This is a genomic window from Paenibacillus sp. FSL H7-0943, assembly GCF_037963265.1.
Lineage (GTDB): Bacteria > Bacillota > Bacilli > Paenibacillales > Paenibacillaceae > Paenibacillus_AQ > Paenibacillus_AQ odorifer.
Genome location: NZ_CP150148.1, coordinates 3,408,915 through 3,422,136, shown reverse-complemented (window position 1 = coordinate 3,422,136; position 13,222 = coordinate 3,408,915). Strand labels below are relative to the sequence as shown.

The 13,222-nt window shown below is 40.1% G+C and carries 13 protein-coding genes and 1 other annotated feature; of the genes, 6 read left to right on the top strand and 7 right to left on the bottom strand.

From position 1 onward, the window contains the following. Window positions 1–7 precede the first annotated feature (7 nt). The gene (locus tag NSQ55_RS14995) at window positions 8–511 is read right to left on the bottom strand and encodes a DUF1572 family protein (protein WP_036677310.1); all 504 of its coding nucleotides are present in this window, start codon (window positions 509–511) and stop codon (window positions 8–10) included. A gap of 252 nt (window positions 512–763) precedes the next feature. On the opposite strand from NSQ55_RS14995, the gene NSQ55_RS14990 reads away from it, so the two are divergent. The 4 genes from NSQ55_RS14990 to NSQ55_RS14975 all read left to right on the top strand — a co-directional run bounded on the left by NSQ55_RS14990 (window position 764) and on the right by NSQ55_RS14975 (window position 5,662). Next, window positions 764–2,848, top strand: coding sequence for a subtype B tannase (locus NSQ55_RS14990; RefSeq protein WP_217696903.1), 2,085 nt, complete (start codon window positions 764–766; stop codon window positions 2,846–2,848). A 165-nt stretch (window positions 2,849–3,013) separates the two neighbouring features. After that, the gene (locus NSQ55_RS14985; RefSeq protein WP_076184620.1) at window positions 3,014–3,706 is read left to right on the top strand and encodes a response regulator transcription factor; all 693 of its coding nucleotides are present in this window, start codon (window positions 3,014–3,016) and stop codon (window positions 3,704–3,706) included. After that, window positions 3,703–4,950: an ATP-binding protein gene (locus NSQ55_RS14980; protein ID WP_339174319.1), complete on the top strand. Its 1,248-nt coding sequence runs from the start codon at window positions 3,703–3,705 to the stop codon at window positions 4,948–4,950. The genes NSQ55_RS14985 and NSQ55_RS14980 overlap by 4 nt, the downstream gene beginning before the upstream one ends. Before the next feature lie 142 nt (window positions 4,951–5,092). Beyond that, window positions 5,093–5,662 carry a hypothetical protein gene (locus NSQ55_RS14975; RefSeq protein WP_076125581.1) on the top strand — a complete coding sequence of 190 codons (570 nt, stop codon included), beginning with the start codon at window positions 5,093–5,095 and terminating at the stop codon, window positions 5,660–5,662. Between the two features lie 23 nt (window positions 5,663–5,685). Here NSQ55_RS14975 and NSQ55_RS14970 read toward each other — a convergent pair whose 3' ends face one another. Then, on the bottom strand, window positions 5,686–6,675 hold the full coding sequence (locus NSQ55_RS14970) for a zinc-binding dehydrogenase (protein ID WP_076302135.1): 990 nt from the start codon (window positions 6,673–6,675) through the stop codon (window positions 5,686–5,688). Window positions 6,676–6,806: 131 nt separating this feature from the next. Here NSQ55_RS14970 and NSQ55_RS14965 point away from each other — a divergent pair, with 131 nt between their 5' ends. Next, on the top strand, window positions 6,807–7,661 hold the full coding sequence (locus NSQ55_RS14965) for a LysR family transcriptional regulator (protein ID WP_339174521.1): 855 nt from the start codon (window positions 6,807–6,809) through the stop codon (window positions 7,659–7,661). 104 nt (window positions 7,662–7,765) lie between these two features. On the opposite strand, the gene NSQ55_RS14960 is transcribed toward NSQ55_RS14965, so the two are convergent. The 3 genes from NSQ55_RS14960 to NSQ55_RS14950 form a co-directional block, all read right to left on the bottom strand. Beyond that, window positions 7,766–8,593, bottom strand: coding sequence for an SUMF1/EgtB/PvdO family nonheme iron enzyme (locus NSQ55_RS14960; RefSeq protein WP_076280618.1), 828 nt, complete (start codon window positions 8,591–8,593; stop codon window positions 7,766–7,768). A 163-nt stretch (window positions 8,594–8,756) separates the two neighbouring features. After that, window positions 8,757–9,392 (bottom strand): glycoside hydrolase family 11 protein, encoded by a 636-nt coding sequence (locus NSQ55_RS14955; protein WP_036677315.1) that lies wholly within the window; start codon window positions 9,390–9,392, stop codon window positions 8,757–8,759. A 252-nt stretch (window positions 9,393–9,644) separates the two neighbouring features. Beyond that, window positions 9,645–10,526, bottom strand: a complete 882-nt coding sequence (locus NSQ55_RS14950) for an alpha/beta hydrolase (RefSeq protein WP_339174315.1) — start codon at window positions 10,524–10,526, stop codon at window positions 9,645–9,647. Window positions 10,527–10,683: 157 nt separating this feature from the next. Between NSQ55_RS14950 and NSQ55_RS14945 the strand changes: the two genes are divergently transcribed. Beyond that, window positions 10,684–11,397: a MerR family DNA-binding transcriptional regulator gene (locus NSQ55_RS14945; protein ID WP_076302082.1), complete on the top strand. Its 714-nt coding sequence runs from the start codon at window positions 10,684–10,686 to the stop codon at window positions 11,395–11,397. Between the two features lie 47 nt (window positions 11,398–11,444). On the opposite strand, the gene NSQ55_RS14940 is transcribed toward NSQ55_RS14945, so the two are convergent. Further along, window positions 11,445–12,254, bottom strand: coding sequence for a GNAT family N-acetyltransferase (locus NSQ55_RS14940; protein WP_339174311.1), 810 nt, complete (start codon window positions 12,252–12,254; stop codon window positions 11,445–11,447). Window positions 12,255–12,301: 47 nt separating this feature from the next. Continuing rightward, window positions 12,302–12,542: a binding site (T-box leader), on the bottom strand. A 103-nt stretch (window positions 12,543–12,645) separates the two neighbouring features. After that, on the bottom strand, window positions 12,646–13,095 hold the full coding sequence (locus NSQ55_RS14935) for a DUF1569 domain-containing protein (RefSeq protein ID WP_076125859.1): 450 nt from the start codon (window positions 13,093–13,095) through the stop codon (window positions 12,646–12,648). Window positions 13,096–13,222 lie beyond the last annotated feature (127 nt).

Genomic DNA, 13,222 nt, shown 5'->3' with positions numbered 1-13,222 from the left:
TAAACTATTATTGCCATACAAGCTGTCCCTTTCTTATTTTTGCTGCATAGATGATTTGGCCTGTATGATAATGGACTTCTCTCACCATCGCTATCATGAGATTAAGAGCAGTGGTCTCGTTATTTACTTGGCTATATGTAAGTGGTGGCAAATTAAGAAAGGGTTGTGACATCAATAACTCCGGGTTAGATTGGAGCCGTTCAAGGTATTGGATAATAATATCAAAAGCATCCCTGGTCATGGTTATAGCTTGTTCTTTTGTCATTTCTAGACCTCTTTCAAACTCCCTCTCTCTATCTCTTGTATCAGGAATATCTAAAAGAATGGTTTCAATTCGTGAGTGTACTGCCCCGCTAATATGAGCAACTAAATTTGCAATACTGTTACTTTCCACGGTTGGGGACCATGTAATATCCTCTTGGGTACATTGCTCGATTGCTTGGAGCGTCCATTTCTTTTCCGATCTAAATTTAACCAACATACTTTCAATTAACTCAATGGCGATATCCATTGCTAACCTCCTATTGATATAACCTATGTAAATTTTACCAAACTCATCTCTACTGTCAAATGAAATCCAGTACCAATGCTATTTTTATGCCACAATGTTTTGTTACATTCTTATCCGAGCTCCTGAGTAGAGTTAATTGATAACGTTTGTTGGCCTTAAAAGAAGGAGTTGGTATATGACACTGGATCATTCAGATTAGTACAAAAGAGACTGATGAGATTATCTACTATTTTTAGAAAAAGGAGATACGAAATGAAACTTAAAAAATGGATTGCCCCTATCCTCACATGTTCTCTGATGAGCCTCTCTTTCGCTACAGGATCTGCAAGTGCAGCAACTAACAGCGAGTATAGCTTGAAATTCAATGCGACTAACTATACTACAAAGACCATAACGGTGGATGGTCAATCCGTCACTTATCGGGCATATGAGAATATCGTTTATGTAAAGAACCCTGTAGATATTAATTATGAAACTATGAACGTCTATGTCCCTGAGGAATACTTCCAGGGTAAGTCGATCGGTAGTTACACCGCCGATACCGCACCTATCTTCTTCCCAAACCAGGTTGGCGGGTATATGCCTGCTCAGCCAGGTAGTACTGAAACAGGTAAAGGAATGGGTATGGGGGCAGGTCCACAGAACGGCGCTCCGAAAACAGACAAGGAATCCGCAGCAGCCCCAGGCGCCGATACAGGAACGGAATTGAATAAACCCGCTGCGGGTAAAGACGAAAACGCAGGAACACCTTCATCTGAATCTCCCAGCGCTATCGCAGTTGCCCTGTCCAAAGGTTATGTGGTCGCATCTCCAGGCGCTCGCGGTAGAACTACAAAGGACGAAAAAGGTGTTTACACTGGTAAGGCACCCGCAGCTATCGTAGATCTGAAGGCGGCTGTCCGCTACCTTCGCTTTAACGACGACATTATGCCTGGTGACGCCGAGAAGATCATCTCTAACGGCACAAGTGCTGGCGGCGCGCTCTCCGCATTACTGGGTGCTACCGGCAACAATGCGGAATATGAGCCTTATTTGGAAGCGATCGGAGCAGCTGATGAGCGTGATGACGTTTTTGCCGTTTCGGCCTACACGCCGATTACGAATCTAGATAACGCAGATGCAGCTTATGAGTGGCAATTCAACGGAATTAACACTTATGAAAAACTTGATTTCTCCGGAAATACGGATTTTAACATGGAAAGAAAGTTGGTAGAAGGAACATTGACGGAGGATCAGATTCAGGTATCTAACGAACTGGAAGCTATGTTCCCTGAATACGTCAATAGTCTAGGACTTACGAATACTGACGGAACAGCTTTGAAGATGGATGCGGACGGCAATGGCACCTTTAAAGATTACATCAAAGCTTTTGTGATCACTTCAGCGCAAAAAGCGTTAAAATCGGGTACAGATCTGTCCGACAAAACCTGGATCACCATTGAAAATGGCACTGTTACGGATATCGACTATGATCAATATCTTGCATACTTGGGCAGAATGAAACTGCCTGGAGCCTTTGACGGTTTAGACCTGAGCAATGGTGAAAACGATCTATTCGGCACAGCGAATGTCGCTGCCCAGCATTTTACTCAGTTCGGTTTGGAGCATGATACAGCGGGGGGAACACTTGCTGACCAGAATCTAGTGAAAATGATGAATCCAATGAACTATATCAGCACTGAGGGAACAACCACTACAAATAATTGGCGGATTCGGATGGGAACCAAGGATAGTGATACTTCCCTCGCTGTTTCTACTATATTGGCAACAGAGCTTGAGAACAAAGGTTCAAACGTTGACTTTGCAATGGCTTGGGATATTCCACACAGCGGAGATTACGATCTGGATGAGCTTTTTGCTTGGGCGGACAAGGTTAGTGCTACTTCACCAAAAGCATCCGCAGCTGCCATTCCTTCCAAATCATCATTGTTGGTGAATGGTAACAAGATATCTGTTAACGCGTACAATATCGACGGCAGCAACTATTTTAAATTACGGGACATTGCTATGGTTGTAAACAACACTACACAACAGTTTGAAGTGACATCGGATGAAAATACGAATACTTTAAACATTACATCTGACAAAACGTACACTCCGACGGGCATTGAACTTTCAGCATCTGTAAATACTAGTTCAAAGACCGGTGTTATGACAGCCACTAAGATAACTTTGAACGGACAAGAGATTTCAGTAACGGGCTATAATATCGGCGGTAGTGAGTATTTTAAGCTGAGGGATATTGCAAAATCACTTGATTTTAATTTGGAATGGGATGCTGGAACGCACACCATAAGTATAGATACTTCTAACATCTATAAGGACAGTAATAAATAATAGAACAGTAACTTATTCTGGTTACAAGAGGCCGATCCTTCAATCGGTCTCTTTCCATTCCATTTAGAATGCGATTATTTCCCTCACGAACATGCAGTCTTCCTTGCTCCTTTTAGACAATTTACATACAATAAGGTCCAAGATATCGGAATAAAGGTGGTAGCTATGCAGGGTAAAGTGAACATACTAATTTGTGATGACAATATAGCTGTACATGAGAGCATATCTGCTTATTTACAGGCGGAAAATATGGAATATGAATCCGTATACAATGGTGAGGAAGTTCTTTACAAATTGGAAGATCAGCATTTTGATCTCATAATTCTAGATATTATGCTGCCTGGACTTTTTGGGACAGAGGTCTGCCGTAAGATTCGCTTGACTAGTAACGTCCCGATTATAATGCTGAGCGCAAAAGGTGAGGAAACTGACCGCATATTAGGCTTGGAAATTGGTGCAGATGACTATATTACAAAACCGTTCTCCCCCCGGGAGGTCGTCACAAGAGTAAAAACCATTTTAAAACGCACTCATTACACCTTTCCAAGTGAAGACGCCATCCTGACGCTGGGAGAAATGAAGATTGACCGAAATGCTTTTAATATCAAAATTAATGGATCACGAATGGAATTCACACCTAAAGAGATCGAATTGCTTATCTATTTTACAATTAATAAAAACAAGGTGCTTTCAAGAGAACAAATCTTAAATAAGGTCTGGGGTTATGATTATTTCGGTGATACTAGAGCCGTTGATAATCTCATAAAAAGAATGAGAAAAAAACTGCCTGAAAAGAATTTGGGATTTGAAATCAAGTCTGTTTATGGGATGGGCTACAAAATGGAGACTTCCACATGAAAAAAGTAACTTCCAACAAAAAAGTGATTTATCTGGCCATCCTCTTTTGTTTCATTTTAGGACAACTTGGAGGAACCTTGATTATTAAACAGCTTTTTTTGAATTATAAATTAAAAGATATGCTGCCTCAGGCCTCTGCTATAGCTGCTGAAATGGCACAAAATGAGATGAGCATTCGAGGTTTTAAACCGTATCTTATGAAGGTGTATGATTTAGAGGGGAATGACCTTTCACCTGGTGACGAAAATAAGCATCTTTTTTTCAATGTTACATCGGAAGAATTCAAGGATGCCCTTATAGATTATATTCCCGAAGTAATTAAGTACAATAAATTCGCTGCGATTAAAAATATTAATGGGTTTCCGAGTAAATCCATTGTCGTAGGTGCACCTATTATTCAGGATAAACAAGCGGTCGGAGTCGTCTTTTTATTAGAACCTGGTAGTGAATTTCAGGCGGTATTGAATGGCTTCTATTACGTTTTTACAGGTACCCTTCTGTTAGGCACACTAATAATCAGCTTCTTTATATCCTCCTATCTAAAGGAGATGAAGCAGCTTGAAAAGACTCGTCGGGATTATATAGCGAATATTAGCCATGAGCTGAAATCTCCCATTGCCTCTATCAGAGCTTTAACGGAGACGCTGGCAGATGGAATGATTCAAGATGAAGAAAAAACAAATAAATACTATGGAATTATTTTATCCGAATGTGCGCGCTTGCAACGATTGATTTATGATGTACTGGAATTATCAAGAATGCAAAATAAAAAAGAAACTTGGAATAAAGAAAAAATAGATACTCAGGAATTAGTCATGCTTATTGAGTCTAAATACTCTTTCTTGTCCGATGAAATGGGCATTGTATTTGAGATTACAGATAACGCCAGAAACCTTCCAGATGTTTTTTCTAATAAAGATAAAGTGTTGCAATTAGTCAATATTTTGATGGATAACGCCATGAAATACGTTCAGGAGGATGGGAAAATAACTTTTGATGCTATTGTGCATTCGAGGGTTGTAACTGTGCAGATATCAGACAATGGACCCGGCATTGCAAAAGAGCACCTCCCTTATATCTTTGAAAGATTTTACAAAAGTGAACAGTCCCATAATGAAAAAGGAAGTGGTCTTGGGCTTGCTATCGCCGAGGAAATTGTAAATGGTCTGGGAGAAAAAATATTGGTTACAAGCAAACAGGGAAAAGGAACGGCTTTTCAATTTACCATTAGACGGTTCAAATAATAACTCTCTCATTTAACACCAAGAAGGTCAGGTAAGGGTATTTCCCTCTACTGACCTTCTTATATTTTATTAATTGTGTAAAAGAAACTATCTTCCATCTTATGGGTATAATTAACATAAAGCTCTATAGGAGGGAAAATCATTGAGAAAAATAAGGAAGCTGATTCTTTTAGGATTTTGCATCATGATTTTACCGGGAACCGTAATTTATGCTGCAGCTGGCTCATCTGAAGTTTCATTATATTTGAATAATGTGCTTCAAAAACAGCCCGCAATATTGTCCGAAGGTTCGATTTCCTTGACGACTGAACAGTTGTCTAAAGATTTATTTGCACTATTCGCCTTGGATGAATCAGGTAAAACCGTTCGAATCTACAAGCCTAATATAAACATGGTTATGCTCGATAATAACGGAGAGATTTTTGGTAAAGTAAAAAGCCCGTCACGTTTTGCATTTTCGACTCTATTACAGGTGGATCATTTAAAAACAGAAATTTCAGATATTAAGGTTGTGATCACCGATCCTGCGGATAAAACAGAAACCATTGATGCTCAACAAATTAAGAACAGCGAAGAAAACTTTTGGTTCAAAACCAATGAGTATACATATTCCTTTACTACAAAGGGCACCTACACTATTCAAGTATTTTTTAAAGATGTGGCTTCGAAAAAGTGGTTTCCTGTCTCCGAAATCGATATATTTGGCATTTGAATTCCAGTTATAATGGACTCCGCTCATTCTATTCTTATCGCGATATTACCAAATTGTTCTCCCTGCTGCATTCGGTGAAATGCCTGAACTGTGTCTTGTAACGGATACACTCGATCAATGATAGGTCGAATCGAATGGTGTTCCATAAATTGAAGCATATCCGCAAACTCTTCACTACTTCCCATTGAGCTACCTATGATACTAATTTGTGGGAAAAATATGGCTCGCGTCGGGATTTCGATTCGATCTCCTGAGCTTGCACCAAACGTAACAATACGTCCATTGGGTTTAATAATATCAAAGTAATGTGGGAACGTCGCAGGCCCAATGCTGTCGAGGATGAGATGAACGGTGTCTCCTTTCATGCTTTCCTTCCAGTTGCTATGACTGTCAAACGCATGATCAGCTCCATGAGCGAGTGCAGCTTGTCTTTTCGTTTCACTGCGTGAAGTGACACTGATACGTGCACCCACCGCTGAAGCCATCATCATGGCATAAGTCGCAACCCCACCACCAATGCCAGGTATAAGAACATGTTCACCTTTCTTTAAGCGGCCTCTAGTGAATAGCGCCCGATAGGCTGTTAAGGCAGATAAGGGCAGCACGCCGGCTTCTTCCCATGACAGGTAAGCTGGCTTGCTGATGGCATTTTGCGCAGGAATGATGATTGACTCAGCGAATGTGCCTTCTGAAGGTCCCCCTACAATGGCTGGAACGTTTGGAACATTGTCGCTATATTCCCATCCGATGCACGGATTAATGATGACATCTTCACCTACATTATGATCCAGCACACCTTCACCTATTGCTTCAATTCTCCCCGCGCCATCAGAGCCGATAATCAAAGGAACATCCTGTTTTGTTCGGTCATCCATGATAAACAAGTCCCTGTGGTTCAGCCCTGCAGCCATTAACCTAACCTTCACTTCTCCAATCCCCGGTTTCTTATCCATAATCTCTTTATAGTTCAAGCCCTTCAGGCCACCTTCTCCAGCATGTACAATGGCTTTCATCATCCAAGCCCCTTCCTCAAGTTGTTATTAATGAATCTATAATAAATTTTACATAGTGGGTGTAATCCAGTAAAATGATCAAAACTGAAGGTGACTATCATAAATCATCATACCAAGAAGGTGCAAAGGAAATGGAAAGTGGAGATTTGAGAATATTTCAAGCGGTTGCTCGCGAGGGTAGCATAACGAAGGCTGCTCAAGTCTTGAATTATGTCCAGTCAAATGTGACGAACCGGATTCAGTATCTAGAAGCTCAGCTGAAAATCCCCCTATTTCGTCGATCCAATCGAGGGATGACGTTAACGCCGGCAGGTGAGAACTTACTGGTATATACAGACAAAATATTATTACTAATGGACGAGGCTGTGATAACCACACAATACTCTGAGCACCCTGCTGGTCCGCTCCGTTTAGGTTCCATCGAAACAACAGCGGCTACTCATCTGACACCTCTGCTAACCGAATATCACTTACGATATCCCGAGGTTAATCTATCGCTTATAACGGGAGAAACGCATAACCTCTTACAAAAGGTGCTTGATTACCAACTAGATGGAGCCTTTGTTTATGGACCCATTGACCAGCCTGATATAGAACATGTTGTTGCTTTCGAAGAGGAGCTGGTGCTTATCTCACAACCAGGTAAGAGCGAAATGCGCGAATTGCTTACAAAGCCAATGTTGTTTTTCGACGTCGGATGTACACATCGTGCCAAAGCTGAGAGTTTCCTAAATGAAAGCGGGATGAGCTCTTATAAGATTATGGAATACGGAACGTTAGATGTAATTCTAAGTGGGGTTTCAGCTGGACTCGGCGTGTCAATGCTGCCCCAATCTTCGATTTCCAAGGCCGAAGAGGCGGGAGTAATTACTTCCCACCGTCTGCCTGAAGGATATCGAGATTTGCAGGTATGGTTTGTGTATCGCCGGAACGCGGTTTTTTCTAGTGCGTTGTCAAAATTAATCCAAATGATCGAAGAAATATAGCAAACATACATATTGGGGATTGATTATATTCGAGCGCAAAGCTTGTTTATTAATCAAACCCTTTTCAGCTTTTTACGATTATACTTGGTATGTCTTGTTCCCATTTACTCACCACGAATCACTCGAAAACCTTGATCAGGACCCATACCATTCGCTTCGAACTTTCCCCGAAATGAAATCTCGTTGTTGCTAATGCCGCCGATCCACCCGCCACCCTTTACAACCCGAAAAGAACCGCTCTTACTATCTATATCTCCGTACCAGTTCCAACACCATTCCCTAACATTCCCTGACATATCGTAAAGACCTAGCTCATTAGGTTTTTTGCCACCAATAGATTTTGTTTTGTTATGGTTGTTTTCTATGATCGGCCAGTTCCAATCTCCTGATAAGTATTTGTCTCCAGCGTTTTGCCAATACCATGCTACTTCATCTGCTTTATTGCTTCCACTGTAGGTGTAACTTTTGCTTAACTGTCCTCCACTTGCAGCATATTCCCACTCTGCTTCAGTAGGCAATCGGTAACCATTAGCTCCTGCATTGAGCGTTACTGTCCATTTTAAATTATCATTATCACTCTTATTATTCGGATCTTTTTTATTTTTATCTATATTGTAATAGGGTTTGAACCCCTCTTTTATACTTCTTTTATTACAGTAATCTATTACGTCATACCAGTTAACCATTTCTACTGGCAAGTTGTCGCCTTTGAATGCTGAAGGGTTGCTTCCCATTATTTCAACCCACTCTTTCTGAGTAACTTCATATTGCCCGATATAAAAATTTGATATAGTTGTACTTTTGTAGTTGGAATTTGTGTTAATGAAAGCCCCGCCTTTGACTAATACATAAGTATCCTTCTGTTCAGGCTTTTCTTGCGAACAAGCGCTGATAACAACTACTATTAAAAGAGAAATTAATAGTTTTCTCATGGATATATCTCCTTTCCAACCACTGGTATGTAGTTAAGTATCATTTGTTGAATGATCTAGAATGATCTAAGGCTGCCGGCTATGGACCGACAACCTTAGCAATGACAGTGATTAATAGTTATTTTAATCATCTGGAGATGCCTGAGCTGGTCCGATGCTCAAGTTACCATACTGTTACGTTTGAGCTCCCGCTACTTTGATATCCTTCTGTCGCTAACACCTGATAAGACCAACTGCTGCCCAGATTCATTCCGTAACTTTTCCAAGCATTAACGTGGTTGGCAAAAGTGATCGCGACATTGCTTCCCGTTGCTCGCTTGGATTGTCTTACACTCCAAAACTGTGTGAAGGTTGCCGTACCATCAATAGAAGGGGCGTTCGTTCTCGTAGTCGTATATATATCATATGTGCCTCCATCACTGGTCACGGTACCTTTATAAGTTCCAGTAGGTCTATAAGTGCCCCAGCTATCAACGACGTAATATTCTATGAGGGAGTTTCTCGTCCACCCATAAAGAGTTAAATACCCATTGCCGGATGGTGCCCAGACGCCTGCATTGTAGTTTATTGTTCTAGATGGGGATCCAGTATTCCAACCTTTACCAACAACAAAGTTACCAGTATTTGACCATGTAACACTGTAATTCCCACCAGATCCATTAGTAGCATTTACTGTCCCGCCACCATCGGTCCAATTTTGCCAATAGTCTGTCGCTGCACTTGAGGTTGCTGCAAACAAGCTGAAACTCATTGAAGCTGCCATAATTACAGTCACGATTTTCTTGTTAAATTTAAACATAATCTACCTCCTGAAATTTTTTGTCACTACATACCTACATACTGCTTGTCTGTATTTCTAGTAGTCGAAGCAATTCCTTGTTGGGGCAGATTCGCAACACCACTTCCTTCCATATATATTAATGTAAGCGATTACATATGGAATTTTATCATAGATCGTTTACTATTTAATCTCTTCAAATTAAAGCTTTTACCCTAAAAAGTATTGTTCTTTTGGGATACCTTATTCACTGGATTTTTGTATCTGCCACAATTACAATCCAGTATTTTTTAGTAACACGTTCATAAACCAAGGCTTAATCAGTGGTAAGACTACTGCTGGTTGCATAGCTTTTGTATGGTCCATCTGGGCTCCCGAAAGGATTTCAACATCCCAGCCTAAATCCGCCAACTGCTCCTTATTCTTTTTTAACAACCCGACGATGTCAACGGTAACGCTCCCGAAATTTTCACCGTAAACAATCGTATCATTTCCACCTGCAAAAGCTAGTTTAGGGAGACTAAGCAAATGTTGAATACTGAGATCATCAAAGGCTGTGAGGCTCTGGTATAGAGAGACAAATTGTGCTGTAACACGGGTATCTATGGTAACCTTTATATTGTCCCAATCCATTTCGTTTGGATTCTCCGATCCTGTTGGGCTTTCTACAGATTCATTTTGGTTACTCAAAGCTTGTGTATGTGTTTTATGGGTCACAACCCTCATTTCTTGATAGGGGCCATTATAGGGTGGAAAACCTCCCATTACCAAACTCTCCAAGCGATCTGTTCTTATAGCCATTTGCAATCCAATCAACGCAAGCCAGGAATAACCGTAGTAACTAAAGCTTGTAACATTCATTTCATCCGCAATGTGGAGAAGATCCTTCACAATATGATCTGCTGTTAGATTTTCCTCTGGATATTGAAATAGATGACCTTCATAATCGAAATAAAGCACTTGAAACGTATCCGCTAATCCTTCAACAAAATGTTTACCTAATTCGGGATCTACTCCCCATAGCTTTAAGTTTTCTGCTTCCTGATTGTACACAGATTTTTTAGCGATGGGTAACATGAGGGTTGAACAATCTGGAAGTCCTGCCATACCTACTTCTATTTCTGATTGGTTTGCTAATTGTATTATCTTTTTCAATGAACTCACTCCTTTGTGTTCTATAAAAGTATCATATAACATTCATGCAATCTTTCGGTTTATCCCTCTACCTCCCTTGATATATCTACCTAAATTCGATTTAATATTGTTGTAGCACTTGAAGGTTCAACTTTAATGTTTTGGGGTGATGATGTTTATGGAAGAGATATATACACCTACACTGATAGCTAAGCAATTAAATGTGAGTACCACTACTTTAAGGAGATACGAAGATCAAGGCTTAATTCCAGATGTATCAAGGACCGCCAGCAACCGCAGATGTTACACTTCCATCCATGTGCAAGCTTTTATTACCATTCGAGCATTATTGCAGGGATATGAAATTCCGGTTGTGTACGATGTGATGAGGAAGATAAAAGGCCAGCAGATGGAGTCTGCTCTTTGGGCAATCAATCAAGAGCAACATAAGACCCAAGTGGAAAAAGAAAGGTTAGAGGAAGTCTTACGCATGTTTCGGGATGTTGATTTATCTAAATACAAAGATTTAACTGTATCAGATTCAATGACAATTGGTGAAGTTGCACAAATGGCAGGAGTTAATCCATCAGCTATTCGGCATTGGGAACAAGAAGGGCTAATCTCTTCGAATAGGAACAAAGATAATGGCTACAGAGTCTTCACTTTAACGGAATTAAGAAAAATTATTCTTATCAGCAGTTTAAGGAAAACTGTTTATTATATCGAGAATATGAAACAGCTTTTGAATGAAATAGAAACACATAACTACAAAAAAGTGGAGGTATCCTTTCAGCTTGCCTTACAAAAATTGAATTCTCAATTAATGAAGCAGTTTATCGGGATAGCTGAACTTACAAACTATGTGAAATTGTATAAAAGTAATGCCAAGTAACATAATGATCATAGAAAAAGGGCTACCTTGCGGTAGCCCTTTTGTGCCTATTTGAACTTGATGTCAACAATCTTCCCTCTTTCCACAAAACCAATATTTCGATAAACCTTATTCGAGTCAGGATTCTTTAAATCAGCATAAAGCATGGGCACTAAATCCTCCGATAAAAGAACAGAACATAACTCTGCTACTAGTGCACTTGCATAACCTTTTTTCCGGCAAGACGGAGGTGTGTATACCGCATTTAATCTGGAATATCTTGCCGACCTATGTGCAATGTACGCCATCGATACAGGTTTATCGTCTACAAACCATAAATACAAGTTCCCTGTCTCAATCATCCTCTTGGCATCTAGAATTTTAGCTTCTGGGTTCACCCAAACCCCATAAGCCCCCTCTGAGAAACCCGCCAAAAATTCTGCTACAATGGCCAGGTTTTTTCTCGTTGCTTGCTGCATTGTACCTTTTACGTTCAAAGGTTTCTTTGGATCTGTACAGAAATAAGATTCTATAGTCATCGTGGACTCATATTGAAGATGATTTGCCTGAGAATACGGCTGTGCAAAACGTTCTGTTGTTTTTGGTTCTCCAGATACTCCCGGTAATGTAGTCTCTTTAAGAAATTCTATAAGTTCTTCGTAGAGAACGGCCTTCTTATCCTCGACAATATCCTTAGAACTCCAAAGCCATGCGTTATGTCCCGTTGACTGGGCATAAATCATTGTTTCATCAGAATCTTTTAAGCAAGTAGAACTCTTCGACTCGCAAATAAGGTGAATCAGGTTGTATTGAACCTCATCAGCAATAAACATATCCTGGCTAAGTATTCGATCGGAGACATTGATTTTTTGAAACATTGTTACTCCTCCTTATTTATTTATAAGAACGCAAAAAACTCCGTCCCATTAGGGACGGAGTAGATTCCGCGTTACCACCCTGATTGGTGTATTTATGAATACACCCTCTCTGCTGCCATCGTCCAACAACGATGCTTCTTTGTAACGGCAGAATCCCGGGCCCGCCTACTATGATTTCGGGAGCCAGCTCTGAGGCGATTGTTCGATTCGGGTGTCCTCTGCCTCGCACCAACCGGCAGTTCTCTGATCGACATATCCGGATTTACTTGTCCTCTTCGTCGCATTTGATTGCAATGTAATTAGATACAATATAAAGTAATAGGGATTTTATGTCAATAAAAAATATGTAAGTTGGCGACGTTAAACAATTATTATTCACTGCGAAAAAATACTAAACACCAAATTGTCTTAAATGATGGTCTAGATGTTTATAAATCCCTTTACCCCATTGCTCCGGAGTGAATTTTCCGAAAAAAGGATGTGGATGGGATGAACAATTCTCCGGACCGTTACTTTGAAAAGTTATAATTTTTTGTTTCAGTATTTCTTTTTCTTTTCCAAAATCTCTATCATCTAAAATAAGTATGGTCGGAATTGTTGACATATTATGTGGTACTGGCTTGTCATTGTAAAAAATAGATTTCACAAACCCTCCTATTAATATTCCTAGCCAACTTCTAGGAGGAAAGGAGTTTCCATTTGCGATGTCTTGAAATGCTGAACAGTGAGCCAACATTTGAGAAACATTCATTTTTCCCCACTGTGGGTTTGAATTAGGACTTAAATTCTCGATACGGCTCAGTATTTCCGCTGTATGTAATTTGTTATATATATTTTCCATAAACACACTTCCATTACGTTTTTTGGGTTTTCGATTTTTTCATTATTAGTTCTGGTGATCCATATATCACGATAAGCTATTGTATTCATGATTGCATCATAATAATTTTACAGTATACTGCCGATCT

What these genes read in the sequence shown, in the direction of transcription:
- NSQ55_RS14995 (WP_036677310.1), bottom strand. Translation starts at nt 511, where the DNA reads ATGGATATCGCCATTGAGTTAATTGAAAGTATGTTGGTTAAATTTAGA.
- NSQ55_RS14990 (WP_217696903.1), top strand. Translation starts at nt 764, where the DNA reads ATGAAACTTAAAAAATGGATTGCCCCTATCCTCACATGTTCTCTGATG.
- NSQ55_RS14985 (WP_076184620.1), top strand. Translation starts at nt 3,014, where the DNA reads ATGCAGGGTAAAGTGAACATACTAATTTGTGATGACAATATAGCTGTA.
- NSQ55_RS14980 (WP_339174319.1), top strand. Translation starts at nt 3,703, where the DNA reads ATGAAAAAAGTAACTTCCAACAAAAAAGTGATTTATCTGGCCATCCTC.
- NSQ55_RS14970 (WP_076302135.1), bottom strand. Translation starts at nt 6,675, where the DNA reads ATGAAAGCCATTGTACATGCTGGAGAAGGTGGCCTGAAGGGCTTGAAC.
- NSQ55_RS14965 (WP_339174521.1), top strand. Translation starts at nt 6,807, where the DNA reads ATGGAAAGTGGAGATTTGAGAATATTTCAAGCGGTTGCTCGCGAGGGT.
- NSQ55_RS14960 (WP_076280618.1), bottom strand. Translation starts at nt 8,593, where the DNA reads ATGAGAAAACTATTAATTTCTCTTTTAATAGTAGTTGTTATCAGCGCT.
- NSQ55_RS14955 (WP_036677315.1), bottom strand. Translation starts at nt 9,392, where the DNA reads ATGTTTAAATTTAACAAGAAAATCGTGACTGTAATTATGGCAGCTTCA.
- NSQ55_RS14945 (WP_076302082.1), top strand. Translation starts at nt 10,684, where the DNA reads ATGGAAGAGATATATACACCTACACTGATAGCTAAGCAATTAAATGTG.
- NSQ55_RS14940 (WP_339174311.1), bottom strand. Translation starts at nt 12,254, where the DNA reads ATGTTTCAAAAAATCAATGTCTCCGATCGAATACTTAGCCAGGATATG.
- NSQ55_RS14935 (WP_076125859.1), bottom strand. Translation starts at nt 13,095, where the DNA reads ATGGAAAATATATATAACAAATTACATACAGCGGAAATACTGAGCCGT.